The organism is Mesobacillus selenatarsenatis SF-1 (assembly GCF_000813125.1).
GTDB lineage: Bacteria > Bacillota > Bacilli > Bacillales > Cytobacillaceae > Mesobacillus > Mesobacillus selenatarsenatis.
Map to the genome: position 1 here is coordinate 1 of NZ_BASE01000004.1, position 14,163 is coordinate 14,163.

Consider the following 14,163-nt stretch of genomic DNA (forward strand, 5'->3'; position numbering starts at 1 on the left):
GCAAGAACTGCTGGCCGAACATCAATATCCATTCCTCGTACAGCTGTGGCAGGACATGTTTGAAGTATATATGCCGTTTGCTCCCGCCGAGCGTAATTGCCGATTCAATGAACTCTTCCCTCCACACCTTACGCTTTTGCTCAATCAACTGAACAGTCAGAGCCGGCAGCGCGATCAAAATCAAGATAATGAATTCATACAGCGCCCTGACCCAAAAAGGATGATGGAAGCCATCGATTGTATAAATGACCACTGTGCTCAGAAGGAAATACGAAATCAGCGTTTGCGGAAAAAATGACAATGGCTCAGAGATTGCTTTTATCAGATTGAAGATCCGTTCTGGAACACGGAATAAAAAGTAACTGAGCAGAATGGATAACGTCATCCTGAAAAAAGCGACGACAATGACGATGCCAATTGAATATTTCGCTCCTTCAATCACTGTATGGAGCATATCATAGCCATACATATCCGAACCAAAAAGAAAGACGTCGAACGGCGGGTATGGAGGGGACTTCTCCAGTGTACCATCTTCATTATAGAATAGCGGTGCCTGCCTGATTTCCCCGTCATTGAAAACAGTGTTCAAAATGCTCAAAGTCAACAGGATAACCAGAAATGAAGCCCCGAATATGAATTTTTTCGTTTTCAATAATCTGGTCATATTGATAACCTTCTAAAATCTATTAGTCTATAAATTATGAAAAATGGCGTGAAAAAGAGAATGCAGCTGAATACGAAAAGCTCGACTGATATATGCTTGATATTGAACAGCATCAACCCGTCCAGGTTAAAGATATACTCAACCATCACAAGCGTGGAGAGCATCATCCAGATAATTGTTTTAAAGTGGCCCAGCAAATCCTGCCTGATATTGCGGATGACGTGGATATTAAGCATATAAAGATAAGATAATCCTTTTGCCTTAGCGAATGTGATGTACTGTTTATCCAATTCCTCAAAAATCTTAAGGACCATTATCTGTGTCAAAAAAAGAAAAATCGGCATGCTCAGGCTGATCAGCGGCAGCAGGAACGCCCGGTTTTCACTTCCGAGCGAAACGGTCTGGATAAACTTCACGCCAAATGTCTTGTAGATCCAGATTACGATTGCCTGTAACAGGAACATCCATAAAACATCAGGGACAGAGCGGATGATTTCTATAAAACTTAAAATATAGTCTTTTTTCTTTTCAAAAAAGAGGACGATCAAATAAGAAAGCAGGAAAGCAATCGCCATTGCCGTCAAAAAGGCAATGCCCAATGTCTTCATCGAGTAGAAGAAGCGCTCCATCACCGCCGGCAGCATCTCACGCTCGCCATTGTAAGTCAAATTGCTTAAGGTGAAAATTTTAACAGTCAATTCCCTGACAGTATGAAAATAGCCCTCACTGTCAAAATTTAAATCCCTCATAAGGACTGGCAGACTTCCAACTAGAATAAACAGAAGCACACCGGCTATGTACTGCAAAATAACAGTTATGAACCTTATTGCACTTTTTACCACCATAACGAATCCCCTCAACCTCTACCTTTAGTCCTTAAAATTATAATTGAGTTTTCTGATTGTTTCCAGTTTTTTCATGTCGGATGCTTAAGTGGTAGAACACGATGATCATCGTCTGCGAAAGCAGGTAGATCGGGAACGACCAATACATTTTATAGCCTTTATCGAAATGGAACAGGCCTACCTTCAGCCCAATCCATTCCAGCAGTAACGAGATTGTCGACCACAATAGGATATAAGGAATTATTTTGAGCCCTCGAATGTTCCATTTTACATAAAAGTAGAGAAAGAAATATCCATATGGTCCATACATGATATAGCTCATGAAATCGATGAACTGATAGGACGAGTTGTCGTTGACATCATAAAAATCCCAGGGCTTGATCGAAAGGGTATGGTCGTAAAATAAACCAATGTAGATGCCAAAAATGTAATAACCGACACCCTCCAGCTTGCTGAAAATTTTGGGGGCGAACCAAATTGCCAAATTCATGACGATGATGCTGATGATCACGAACCATTCATTTTCATTGAACGCAGTATCATAAACTTTCATTTTGACGATTCTCCAATGTCTGTATAAATGATACCAGCTTTAAAACACCTACTGCCGAGAGCAGGAAGCCGGCATTCAATAAAATCGTATAGAAAAAGTTCCACTTAACATAAGTGAGAATATGAAATTTCACAGCCAGCTCATGCATGGCAAGCATGATTACCAATGAAATCAAGAATGTTGCTATTTTATAAATTGACGATTTTGCTCGTACATAATAATTTGCAAAAAGCACGGTGACCATCGGTGTCAATACATCCCGGCAAAGAATCAAACAAATAAACAGCCAATGATCCTCCGTTATTCTAAAAAGATGCCATTCCATCGCAAAAATCGTCACGCATTGACGCGTGATGATTGCAACCACCATGAAGACCAGAGCGTTCTGGAGGAAATTCAGCGGTTTTTGCACATGATATGCGAAATGCAGCAGCAATATTGTAATCGTAATGTAAATTGAAAGAGCCATAAAAACATCCTTAAATAAAAGTTTCACCCTCCTTACTTTGTCCATCTTCTTGTATCCTAACCGTTAGATTGTAAAATAAGCATACAGTCTTGAACTGTATGCTTGTGGTCAATAATTATTGGCGCAGGCGGACATGTTTTCTTTTGTGGTTTGCGGGTGGCAATGGGATTCTGGATCCGGTGCTTTTTCGAGTGCCATCCATTTATCGCGCTTGAACTGGATAGCAAGGACCACGGCACGGAAAGCAATGTCAATGCCAATCGCAACCCAGACACCAGCAAGGCCCCAGCCCAGCTTGATTCCGAGGACATAGACAAGTACAGTCCGTACAGCCCACATCCCGAATCCAGTCAGGTACATCGGGAACTTGGTGTTGTTCGCACCCTGGAATGCGCCTGTCAGCACCATTAATACCGCAAGAAATGGCTGAAAAACCCCTGAGATTTTTAATGCTGTACCGATGTTGGCGACAACCTGTTGATCTTCGGTAAAAAAGCTGCCGGCCCAGTCGCCGAGGAAAAATAGCAGAGCACCAAGTACAGTCATAGAGCCGACTGTAAGATATGTTGATAATCTGGCATAGTGTTTAGCCTCCTCAAGATTCCCGGCTCCGATTTGCTGGCCGACGAGAATTGTCGCAGCCGTCGCAAAACCGTAACCGATCATATAGGAAAAAACCTCGACGTTACCGGCAATTTGATGGGCAGCAAAAGCGTTGGTCCCTAGGGCTACAACAAAACCAAAGTAGACGATTTGCCCGGCGCGCATGACCAGTCTCTCTCCTGCTGCTGGTGCTCCCAGCGTTGTCAATTCCTTCAAATGAGTCTTGTCAATACTCCAGTAATCCTTGCGGAAGGTAAGCGTTTCTTTACGATTCACATAGTAAAATAGTGCAATACTGCCGATTAGCCGTGAGAATACTGTAGCCAATGCGGCTCCGACAATGCCCATTTCCGGTATGAACAAAAACCCGAAGATTAGTGCGTAATCCAAAACAGCATTGACAATATTGATGACAATGCTGACCTTCATTGGTGATTTTGTATCTCCAGCACCACGCAGGATGGCGCTTAATACAAACATAAAACTCATCACAATGGACGGAATTCCGACAATCCTGAAATAGAGGGCTCCTGCCTCGAGAACTTCAGCTTCTATCCCCATCAGTTTCAGCAGAGGCTCTGCAAAAATCAAAGTGATGATACCTGTTAAAATTCCAAATATTGCAGCCAGGACGATCGATTGCTGTGAAATATGCCGGGCTTTTTCCGGAAGATTCGCACCAAGGAAGTTCGCAATCCTTACATTGGCCGCTACCCCGATTGCCATGAACAAAGCAAAATAAATGGCCAGGACCGCATTGGTTACCCCTACTGCAGAGACTTCGGCCAGCCCAATTTTTGAAACAAAGTAGGTGTCAACAAAACCAAGGATCGTCTGGAAGAAGTTCTCGATTACTGCCGGTACAGCAAGCACTGTAATGATCTTGAGACGTTCTTTATTCGTTTGCGGCATGCTTACTTTGCCTTCAATGACTTTATCCTTCACCACATAACCTCCTTTTCTGAGAAGTAAAACAAAAGCACACCATCACAGTGTGCATTTGTTTTTAGCATGGCCTACTCCTGGACCTCTATGACAAAAGGAGCGGTATATAGTTTCCCTTTATACTTAAATTGTCCCCAGATTTTATATATCCCTTTCCGAGGGAAACTTGTCATATACTCTACTTTTGGGCCTTTCGTGTTCTCGTCAGCTGGATGGACATGAAGGAATTCTTCCATATCCTCGCTTACAATCACCACATGCCCCGCAGACCCAAGATAAGGCTCGAGTTCAGTAATCGGGCTTCCATCCCTATCGCTGAGCGCAAAAATCATTTTTAGGTGCTCATTTACCTTTGCTTCCGGAAGAATAAGCTCGATTTCAAGGTCATCCACTCTCTTTTTCAAAACCTTATCAGCATGGATTTCTTCATTGGATTCAGCTCCGGTTACCACAAGCTCATGCGATGCCAGCTGTTGATTCGCCCCTTCAGGCAGGAAATCTGCATACAGTTTATATCTCCCTGCTTTCGGGAAAGTAGTTTTGATCTGGAACCTTCCCTTCCCCAGGTAATCAGGATGAAGATGCTGGAACACAGATAAATCCCTTTTAATAGTCAGGAGATGCATTTCTTTTTCATGGACAGCAGAAAAAATCTCGACAGCCTTGCCCGATGCATCCTTGATATCAAGAAATATGTCTGTTTCCTGATTACTTTGGATGGGTTCCGGGTTTGACGTCCACTCCACCTGGACTTTGGCAGCATTCAACTCGCCTGAAAGCTGATCGTGCCCGTGGTGGCCAGCGTGGGAATCCTGCAGGCTATGTGATTGATGATCGCCATTGCTGTCACGTATGGTTTCCCCGGTCTGGCTGCTTTCTCCAGTTAAGTTTTCTTGCTGTGAGTGGTCGTGATGGCTGCCACTTCCATGTTCCGTTTCACGATTCATCTTCTCAACCTCCGATTTATAAAATTATTCTTCCATCATATGACTGAAATGATTCACTACCTTCTTTTGTTCTTCCGCTGTACCAAGAGGCGTTACATCTGCTTCATTTTCCTGAAGGTACTCAGTGACCATTTTGAGGAGCTGAACTTGCTGGAGAGCCATTTCAATATGTATTTGCTTAACCTTTGGGTCCTTCATTTTCAATGCTGACACGAAATTATCTTTTGCCATCGCCTCGGTCGAAGCCTTGATTTCCATCGCGATATGCTTGTCCATCTTTTGGGTGCCTCTTGTTGTCGTTTCGAGTTGACTCTGCGGGAGCTCATCGAAATCAGGAAGCTTCTCGAATTCACTTTTATCTGAATCAAGCATGTCCATCATGATTCGCACATGGCATCTCATGATCCCTACTTTTCTATTAAGCAACTCAAGTAACTTTTCATCCTTTGCTTCTTTTGCAAAAAGTTTCACCTTCATGATCATGCCGTCGTGGGCGGGTAAGTGCGATGTGATCAAACCTAAATCAGACGCCGGAAGTAACATATGAATATTCCTCCTGATTTTTCGTTGTCTCAAATAACAACTACCACTTTCAGGGAAGCCTAAACTCCACAGAAAATGCATATTTAGCTGATAGGGTCTGTATTGTTTGCAATTGAAAAATGGCGCTTATAAAATACATAGCGAGGTATATAGAATGTAAATAACACAGCTTGAGAAAAATAATGAGGACACCAAAGGAGGGCGCAAAAAGTTGAAAAAGATTGGCATAGCAGCAATCATCATTCTTGTGTTAATCATAGCCGGCGGCTGGCTTTTCATGAGGAGCATGGGTGGTACAGGCGGAAATATGCCCGGCCAAGGTGGTGGCATGATGAACGGCGGAGGTATGGAAAATGGCGGCATGATGGGCAGAGGTTCCGGCCAGGTTGAGGATCTGAGGAATGACTCTATCGCAGAGGGAGATAAACCGCTGCCAATTCCGCCAATCCTTGAAGATGAGAATCCAGACCCAGATAAAGCAGAATTCACTCTTGTTGCCCAAAAAGGATCAATGGAATTCTTAGAAGGAAAAGTAACAGATACGTTTGGATACAATGGGGATTATTTAGGTCCGGTCATTCGCGTGAAGAAGGGTGACGATGTTTCCGTTAAGGTAAGAAATGAGTTGGGCGAAGCAACAACAATTCACTGGCATGGTCTCGAAGTGGATGGCGAGGATGATGGCGGGCCGCATTCCGGAATCCAGCCGGATACTACCTGGAAGCCAGAATTTACAATTGAACAAAACGCAGCCACGCTGTGGTACCATCCACACCTGCTTCACAAAACAGGTGAACATGTATACAAAGGGCTTGCCGGATTATTTTTAATCGATGATCAGGAAAGTGAGAAACTGGACCTGCCAGATGAATATGGCTTGAATGATATTCCGTTGATTGTCCAGGATAAACAGCTCGATGAAAATGGCCAGTTTGCATATGATTTGAGTATGCACGATGTGATGATGGGACTTCAGGGTGACACCATCATGGTCAACGGCGCCATCAATCCGTATGTCGAGGTTCCAAAAGGCAAGGTTCGCTTCCGTCTGCTGAATGGTTCGAACGCGCGGATCTATCAATTCGCATTAAGCAATGGTCAGGAATTCTACCAGATTGGTACGGATGGCGGGCTTTTGGAAGAACCGGTGAAAATGGATAGCCTTGTGTTAAGTTCGGCAGAGCGGGCCGAATTAATCATCGATTTCTCCGAGTATGAAAAAGGGGAAAGTGTTGAACTGACGGACCAGGGTATGCCCTTCATGAAATTTGTTGTGTCCGGTGAGGAAAAGGGGCCAAAAGAGATCCCTTCCCAACTAGTTGACATTCCGGAAGTCGATGAATCGATTGCCTCCAGGACGAGGGAATTTGTCATGTCAGGGATGGGCCGAAATGTCACCATCAACGGCAAGCAGATGGACATGGACCGGATCGACGAGCAGCTCAAGCTCCATGATACAGAAATATGGGAAATTTCGAACGAGGGAATGGGCATGATGGGCAATAATATGGGCATGGCGCATCCATTCCATGGACACGGGACCCAGTTCCTGATTCTAGACCGTGATGGCAATCCCCCACCTGCCAACGAACGCGGCTGGAAGGATACGATTTTGGTTGAGCCTGGTGAGAAAGTGCGGGCCATCGCGACATTTGATCACAAAGGATTGTTCATGTACCACTGCCACATCCTCGAGCATGAGGATGCCGGAATGATGGGACAGTTTAATGTAGAATAGTTGGGTTTTAGGGCTCCGGTTTTGTACCGGGGCCTATTTTTGAACCAAAAAGCATAAGCCTGGCTGGCCTATGCCTAATTCCCCGTTAACCTGCGCCCATACACCCGGGATAGATTCTTTTTAAAATGCTTTTTCTCACTAATTGAAGTCGTTTTTTCCCAGGTGGATTGTTTTAATACCAATTTTGATAAATTTAATACCAGTTGGGATTGATTTATACCGGTTGAACATCTTTTTTCACCGTTTAACACAATTTTATCGACAGTTGGACCGAATCACCTTAAATAGAAAGTTTTTTCTACGGTTGGCAGCAATTTTTCTACGGTTGCATTACTTTTTTCTACGGTTGGCTTCATTTTTTATACGGTTACCGAGCTTTTTTCTACGGTTGGCTTCAGCATGATCACTTCAATAGTCCAACTAACTCGTCTTTACCGATGCGGTTGATGAATTTATGCATTTGTTCTCGTTTCTTTCCTTGCTCACTATATATTTCTATAAGCCTGTCAACCTTCTGATACAGTTCATCCGGAGTCAGCTGTTCGAATAACAGGGTTCCAGCTGCAGCGTCCTGGCCTTTTGATTTGCCTCCAGCATACAGGTTGTAGCCATCTTTCACTTTCATGATGCCGATGTCGTTTATAAGCGGTTCGCCACAGCCAACTGGGCAGCCGGTATAGGCTGGTTTCAAGGTAAAAGGAACAGGTTTGCCGGCGATCCTTTTGTTGAGTTCAATCGCAACCGGCATCCCTTCCTCCTCGGCCCCTTTGCAGAAATTGCATGTGCGCAGGCTTTTCACAAAGTTCCCTACTGGATAACAGCTAAGTCCGGCCTGTTTAAATTCGGCTATTGCCTCATCTTTACGGCTTTCCGGGATTTCAATATACAGTTGCTGAAACGTCGTCAGCTCGAGTTCCTGATCCTCTTCCAGATATTTCGCCAGAACGATTAGTTGTTTGGCATTCAGCTTTGCTCCAAAATTTATGCCACCATTAACAGCCAACTTTATTGTTTTTTCTGTCACTTCCAATTACATTCCTTCCTCCTTCACGGGATTTTGTGAATAAATTTAATTCCATCATACCGTGAAAAAGTGGAGATTGTGTGGATTTTTTGGGTGACGGACAATATTGTTAGTCCATTACCGTGATTCCATTTGGTATTTCGCCGACGTCAATCGTCTCTACTTGCTTGCTGTCAAGATCAATGATGCTGACTGTGTTATCAAACATATTGGTTACATAGGCGAACTTCCCGTCACTGCTTACAGTTACACCATGCGCTCCATTCCCTGTCTTGATTTCATCGACAACCTTCTTCGTATCAAGATCTACAATAGACATTGAATTTGAAGGTGATTCCTCGGTGCCCTGGTTAGCCACATACGCATATTTGCCGTCCGGCCCTATATATACCTGGGCAGGACCTGTACCAACTTCTACCTTGACCACCTCTTTCGTTTCTATATCGACTATGGCCAATGAATTTTCTGCGAAAAGTGTTACCACCAGGGTCTTCCCGTCCTTTGTCACTCCTGTTGTTACAGGTGTATTACCTGTTTTAATTCTTTCTTCTGCAAATGTTTCCAGATTAATCGCACTTACCGTGTCCTCACCCATGTTGGCGATATAGGCAAATTTACTGTCCGCCGTAATCCTGAACCCATGAGGGCCTTTGCCTGTTGGAATGGTTTTTACAACTTCATATGATGCAGGGTCAATTACCGAAACTGTGTCATCTTCGTTGTTTGTTACCAAAACGTATTTTCCATCCCCTGAATAGACAACATGCGCAGGGTGATTCCCTACTTCTACTTCTTTTAAGAGTTCATTTGTATAAGCATCATAGATTAATACTTTTCCGGGAGATTCGTCTCCATGACCGCTATGATCTCCTTCCGTCCCCGGAACTAGAGTTGCAGCAACAACTTTGCCGTCTGGTGACAGCTGGATATTATGAACCACTCCATCAGCCGAGATCGTATCAGTCACTTTATTGTCCTTTACTTTGACCTTACTGATTGACCCGCCCTCATTCGCAGTAAAATAATATTTTTCTAATACTTGTTCCTGTTTGACAGCCTTAACTGCAGGCTTTTCCTGAACTTTAGACGTGTCTTCCGAGCCACACCCAGCCAGCACTATTCCAAGAGACAAAACTGCACTAATTACTTTTACATTAAAACGACTCATCTCGAGCCCCCCTTTTGAAAATCTATCATCATGATAATTCCTCTAATTCAAGGGAAAATGTTAAGTTCATCACATACCTAAATATATCGCAGAAAGGTTTAACACCTTTTTGAACTTGATAAAATCTGCAAAGTTCTACAGTAAAATTAACGCCCTGCTTTTTGCAAAGTTTCCTTCTCTATGGCAAAGATAAAGTAAAATAGTTGAATAATATTTGAGATACGCTAAAATGATATCGGGTTTCGTTATTGAATTTCGATATCAATGAAAGAAGGAATTATTTATGGAGGATAAAGTTCTTAGGAAACTTTTTCTCGGATTCATACAGATCCATATTTTGCATCATGCGAAGGAGCAGCCGATTTTTGGGTTGTGGATGCTGGAGGAGCTTAAAGAGCACGGCTACAGTTTGAGTGCCGGCACTCTATACCCGATCCTGCACGGTATGGAATCAGACGGATTGCTAGTAAAAGAAGAGAGAAATGTCGAGGGGAAAATCCGCAAATACTATCGGACAACCGACAAAGGGAACAGCGTGCTTGTAGAAGCCCAACAGAAGGCATATGAACTTTTCAAGGAAATCAAGGATTGATTGGAGGAATAGCATGTTTGAACTGAAAAATGTCAGAGTGGACGGTATTTTACAAATCGAGCAGCTTACGATTCCAGAAAATCAATTCACCTGCATCCTTGGACCAAGCGGAAGCGGCAAGTCCACACTTCTTCGATTGCTGAACGACCTTTCCAGTCCTGACGAAGGGGAGATTTTCTTTAAAAGCAAACCCGTCAGTTATATCGATCCGCTACAGCTCAGACGTAAAGTTGTGATGGTGTCACAGGCGCCGGTCATCTTTGGTGGCAGTATTGAAGATAATTTGCAGATCGGCCTTTCTTTTTCCGGAAAAGAAGCAGTTAATGCACATGAAATGGAATCGTTGTTAAAGCTGTTCATGCTGGATAAAAAACTCAGCGATGAAGCGGAAAATCTATCTGGAGGTGAAAAACAGCGGCTTTCCTGGGCAAGGGCGATGCTGCTTGATCCCGAAGTCTATTTGCTGGACGAGCCGACATCCGCACTAGATGAGGAGACAGCAAGGACTGTGTTAACTAGGTTTTATGAATATGCACAACAAAATTCAAAAACGGTCATCATGATCACACACTCGAAAGAGCTTGCCGAGCTCGTAGCTGAGCAGACAATCGATATGTCGCAATACTCCATTGAAAGCGGGTTGAGCTGATGGATGATGTGATGGATCTATCCTTTCTGCAGCTTGCAGCAGCCTATATCTTCATTCTGATTTTAATTGTTATCGTCAGAGTTCGCGGGATTCCACGAGAAAAAGAGATTCTGCTGGCTACTGTACGCATGTCCCTCCAGCTGGTTCTGGTCGGATACCTGCTCGTCTATCTTTTTGATAATCCGAATCCTTTTTATACATTAGTGATTATTGCCATCATGCAAGTTTTTGCAATCTATAATGTCTACAAACGGACGAAGCACCCGCTTGGGGGCGAGATGAAAAAGCACATCGCCTATGCAATGGGTATTGGCATCCTGACGAGCTTATTCTTTTTCATTCTGGTGGTCCTCAATGTCACTCCTTGGTATGAGCCTCGATATTTTATACCGATTGCTGGGATGATCATCGGGAATTCGATGACCGGGGTTTCGCTTGGAGTGAATAATTTGATCTCGGGATTTGCATCCCACAGGGCTGAAATTGAAGGAGCACTGATGCTTGGCGCAACTCCAAAGGATGCTGCCAAAAAGGTCGTCAATGAGGCGTTTGACTCTGCCATGCTGCCGACAATCAATTCGATGGTTGGAATGGGGATCATTTTTCTCCCCGGGATGATGACAGGGCAGATCCTGTCCGGAACATCGCCAATCGTTGCGGTAGAATACCAGATCGCCATCATGCTCGGGATTGTCGGTAGCGTTTCATTGACGGTGATTTTATATTTACAAATGGCCTATAAATCTTTTTTCAATGAGCGTTTACAATTAGTTATGAAGGAGTTAAAGAAATGACAGAGAAAAAAAGTGTTACGTTCCAGTCGCTGCTGGAGATATTGATGGTTTCTACCAGGCTTGGCCTGACATCGTTTGGCGGGCCTGTCGCTCACCTTGGCTATTTTCATGAGGAATATGTCCGCCGCAGAAAGTGGATGGATGAAGAAAGCTATGCAGATTTGGTGGCATTATGCCAGTTCCTGCCCGGACCCGCAAGCAGCCAGGTCGGGATCGGCGTAGGTTTGATGCGCGGTGGATTGCTAGGCGGATTGTTCGCCTTTCTAGGCTTCACACTGCCTTCTGTTTTGGCACTCATTATTTTCGCAATCATTTTACAGGGATTTGATGTTGGCGATGCCGGCTGGATTCACGGACTGAAAATTGTTGCCGTCGCCGTCGTTGCCCATGCCATCCTGGGAATGGCGCAGAAACTGACTCCCGATTTGCCGCGGAAGACGATTGCTTTATTGGCGCTCGCTGCAACGCTGCTTTGGCAGACAGCATTTACTCAAATCGGCGTCATTATCATTGCTGGAATTTTAGGATATGTATTTTTCAAGTCTCACACAGCAACAGATGATAAAAGAATGACTTTTTCGATTTCCAAAACTGTCGGCTATGTCAGCCTGGGATTGTTTTTCGGCTTATTGATTCTCCTGCCGATTTTACGAGAAGCGACTTCGTTAAACTGGATCGCGATGTTCGACAGCTTTTACCGATCAGGCTCACTCGTTTTCGGCGGAGGCCATGTTGTCCTACCTTTGCTCGAGCGTGAATTCGTGCCAACAGGCTGGCTAAGTGAAGAAGCGTTTCTTGCAGGCTACGGCGCTGCCCAGGCGGTTCCAGGACCATTATTCACATTCGCTGCTTATATCGGAGCGATCATCAACGGCTGGCAAGGCGGATTGCTCGCGACTGCAGCTATCTTCCTGCCGGCGTTCCTGTTGATCCTCGGGACATTGCCTTTCTGGGACGCATTACGACGAAACAGCAAAATCAGCTCCGCTTTGATGGGCGTCAATGCCGCGGTAGTTGGGATCCTGATTGCAGCCTTCTACCATCCAATCTGGACGAGTTCGATTCTCGAGCCAGTTGATTTTGTGTTTGCAGCAGTGCTGTTCAGCATGCTGGTGTATTGGAAGCTTGCACCATGGATTGTCGTTGTTACTGGAGCTGTTGGTGGATTGTTTTTGTATATGATTTTTTAAAATAAACCGGGCGTTGGTCCGGTTTATTTCTGTTTAACAGAGGTTTACAAGCAATATTTTATTAATCGCTGATTTCCCGTTTCCGATTTCCGGGCGATAATAGGATTTTTTCGACCACTTTTTTTAATATATTGGCGGATTTTCTATTATTTCGACCACTTTTTCGAATATATCGACCACTTTTACAGATATTTCGACCAAGTCGGTCATAGATACGTGCATTGAGTAAAAAGAACCTTGACCACTCACGGTCAAGGTTCTTCAAATCATTCAAATGTCCCTCTCACCAGCGGAACTCGGTTTTCCACCATAACCTTGCCCATGGCGATGACGGTATCAATGTCAAAATTATCGTCTAGTAGGACTATATCCGCATCATGTCCATTCTCAATCCGGCCTTTTTGTTTCAGCTTCAGGATTGCGGCAGGGTTTGCGGTAATCACACGGATGGCCGTTTCAAGCGGAATCCCCTCATTTAAAACAGCATCCTTTACCGCTTCGTACAATGAGGAAACCTGTCCGATCTGCAAGCCGATCAATTCGCCATTTTTATCAAAATCAGGCAAGCTTGCCTGTCCATCGGATGTGAAAGTAATCTGGCCTATATCTACTCCTGCTTCAAGCATGCGTTTCAGCGCGACGCTACACTTCACTTCCCCTTCCTCAAGAAACTTCGGAATTGAACTGGTTGTGAAATCAACCCAGCCGCCTTTTTTCGCATATTCAATGCCCGCTTCAAACAAATGCGGATTACGGTTGATGTGTGTCGGATAAAATTGTCGGATCGGGATATCGGTGTTCTCGACGACCTGCTCGATCACTTTTAAATGGTCAGGGCTGTCGCCAACATGGACATTGACGATGCCGCTTTTACCGGAAAGCATCCCGCCAATCCGTGCTGCAGAAGCAATCTTCGCCAGCTCTTCAGGAGTCGGCTGCGATGAGCGATGATCGGCAATCGCGATTTCCCCTGCCCCGATGATTTTATCGATTAAAATGATATCGTCTTCGATTTTACCAGTTAGAGTTTTAACAGGGACCTGGTAGGATCCTGTCTGAACATAGGTGGTAATTCCTTCTTCCTCAAGTGCGCGCGCCTTGGCAATCAGACTTGGCATCGTCCGTGTCGTCCCGTCGGTGCCGAGCACGCCGACCAGCGTCGTGATGCCGGCAGTTGTTGCCTGTGTTAGCTGAATCTCCGGCGTCCTCGTACGAAACCCGCCTTCCCCACCTCCTCCAATCAAATGGACATGGGAATCGATGAATCCCGGTACGACCTTCTTGCCTGTTGCATCAATGACCTTTATTTCCACGAAGTTTTCAGGAAGCTCAATTTCATCCTGGATAAATCCTATTTTACGATCAACTAGCAATATATCTTTTTTCCCAAGGTAATCTGGTGCGTAAATGTCTCCATTCTTGATTAACGTCAGCACTAG

15 protein-coding genes are annotated in these 14,163 nt (G+C 44.4%); 5 read left to right on the plus strand and 10 right to left on the minus strand.

Going from position 1 to position 14,163, the window contains the following annotated elements; genetic code table 11:
• The 7 genes from TY49_RS00335 to TY49_RS00365 all read right to left on the minus strand — a co-directional run.
• The coding region (locus TY49_RS00335; RefSeq protein WP_041963911.1) for a hypothetical protein at nt 1–664 on the minus strand (664 nt) is incomplete at its 3' end.
• A complete protein-coding gene (locus tag TY49_RS00340; RefSeq protein WP_041963912.1) occupies nt 661–1,509 on the minus strand; it encodes an ABC transporter permease subunit in 849 nt (282 codons plus the stop codon). The genes TY49_RS00340 and TY49_RS00335, both read right to left, overlap by 4 nt.
• A 37-nt stretch (nt 1,510–1,546) precedes the next feature.
• Nucleotides 1,547–2,062, minus strand: a complete 516-nt coding sequence (locus tag TY49_RS00345) for a hypothetical protein (protein WP_041963913.1) — start codon at nt 2,060–2,062, stop codon at nt 1,547–1,549.
• On the minus strand, nt 2,049–2,531 hold the full coding sequence (locus TY49_RS00350) for a hypothetical protein (protein WP_156972566.1): 483 nt from the start codon (nt 2,529–2,531) through the stop codon (nt 2,049–2,051). The genes TY49_RS00345 and TY49_RS00350 overlap by 14 nt, the downstream gene beginning before the upstream one ends.
• A 108-nt stretch (nt 2,532–2,639) precedes the next feature.
• Entirely contained in the window at nt 2,640–4,046 is a 1,407-nt protein-coding gene (locus TY49_RS00355; protein ID WP_041963988.1) for an MATE family efflux transporter, read from the minus strand.
• A 104-nt stretch (nt 4,047–4,150) separates the two neighbouring features.
• The gene (locus TY49_RS00360) at nt 4,151–5,026 is read right to left on the minus strand and encodes a DUF8832 domain-containing protein (RefSeq protein ID WP_232310331.1); all 876 of its coding nucleotides are present in this window, start codon (nt 5,024–5,026) and stop codon (nt 4,151–4,153) included.
• Between the two features lie 24 nt (nt 5,027–5,050).
• Nucleotides 5,051–5,569: a hypothetical protein gene (locus tag TY49_RS00365; RefSeq protein ID WP_041963915.1), complete on the minus strand. Its 519-nt coding sequence runs from the start codon at nt 5,567–5,569 to the stop codon at nt 5,051–5,053.
• A 211-nt stretch (nt 5,570–5,780) separates the two neighbouring features.
• Between TY49_RS00365 and TY49_RS00370 the strand changes: the two genes are divergently transcribed.
• Complete coding sequence (locus TY49_RS00370) at nt 5,781–7,307, plus strand: multicopper oxidase family protein (protein ID WP_041963916.1); 1,527 nt, start codon at nt 5,781–5,783, stop codon at nt 7,305–7,307.
• A 403-nt stretch (nt 7,308–7,710) separates the two neighbouring features.
• On the opposite strand, the gene TY49_RS00375 is transcribed toward TY49_RS00370, so the two are convergent.
• Entirely contained in the window at nt 7,711–8,337 is a 627-nt protein-coding gene (locus TY49_RS00375) for an NAD(P)/FAD-dependent oxidoreductase (protein ID WP_041963917.1), read from the minus strand.
• Nucleotides 8,338–8,440: 103 nt separating this feature from the next.
• Nucleotides 8,441–9,499 (minus strand): YncE family protein, encoded by a 1,059-nt coding sequence (locus TY49_RS00380; RefSeq protein ID WP_041963918.1) that lies wholly within the window; start codon nt 9,497–9,499, stop codon nt 8,441–8,443.
• Between the two features lie 283 nt (nt 9,500–9,782).
• Here TY49_RS00380 and TY49_RS00385 point away from each other — a divergent pair, with 283 nt between their 5' ends.
• The 4 genes from TY49_RS00385 to chrA are packed head-to-tail and all read left to right on the plus strand — an operon-like array spanning nt 9,783 to nt 12,724.
• Nucleotides 9,783–10,091: a PadR family transcriptional regulator gene (locus TY49_RS00385; RefSeq protein ID WP_041963919.1), complete on the plus strand. Its 309-nt coding sequence runs from the start codon at nt 9,783–9,785 to the stop codon at nt 10,089–10,091.
• 13 nt (nt 10,092–10,104) lie between these two features.
• Nucleotides 10,105–10,740: an ABC transporter ATP-binding protein gene (locus TY49_RS00390; protein WP_041963920.1), complete on the plus strand. Its 636-nt coding sequence runs from the start codon at nt 10,105–10,107 to the stop codon at nt 10,738–10,740.
• On the plus strand, nt 10,740–11,534 hold the full coding sequence (locus tag TY49_RS00395; RefSeq protein ID WP_041963921.1) for an ABC transporter permease: 795 nt from the start codon (nt 10,740–10,742) through the stop codon (nt 11,532–11,534). The genes TY49_RS00390 and TY49_RS00395 overlap by 1 nt, the downstream gene beginning before the upstream one ends.
• Complete coding sequence (chrA, locus tag TY49_RS00400; protein ID WP_041963922.1) at nt 11,531–12,724, plus strand: chromate efflux transporter; 1,194 nt, start codon at nt 11,531–11,533, stop codon at nt 12,722–12,724. The genes TY49_RS00395 and chrA overlap by 4 nt, the downstream gene beginning before the upstream one ends.
• Nucleotides 12,725–12,990: 266 nt before the next feature.
• Here the strand turns inward: chrA and iadA are convergent, their stop codons facing one another.
• The gene (gene iadA / locus TY49_RS00405) at nt 12,991–14,160 is read right to left on the minus strand and encodes a beta-aspartyl-peptidase (protein ID WP_041963923.1); all 1,170 of its coding nucleotides are present in this window, start codon (nt 14,158–14,160) and stop codon (nt 12,991–12,993) included.
• Between the last annotated feature and the right edge of the window lie 3 nt (nt 14,161–14,163).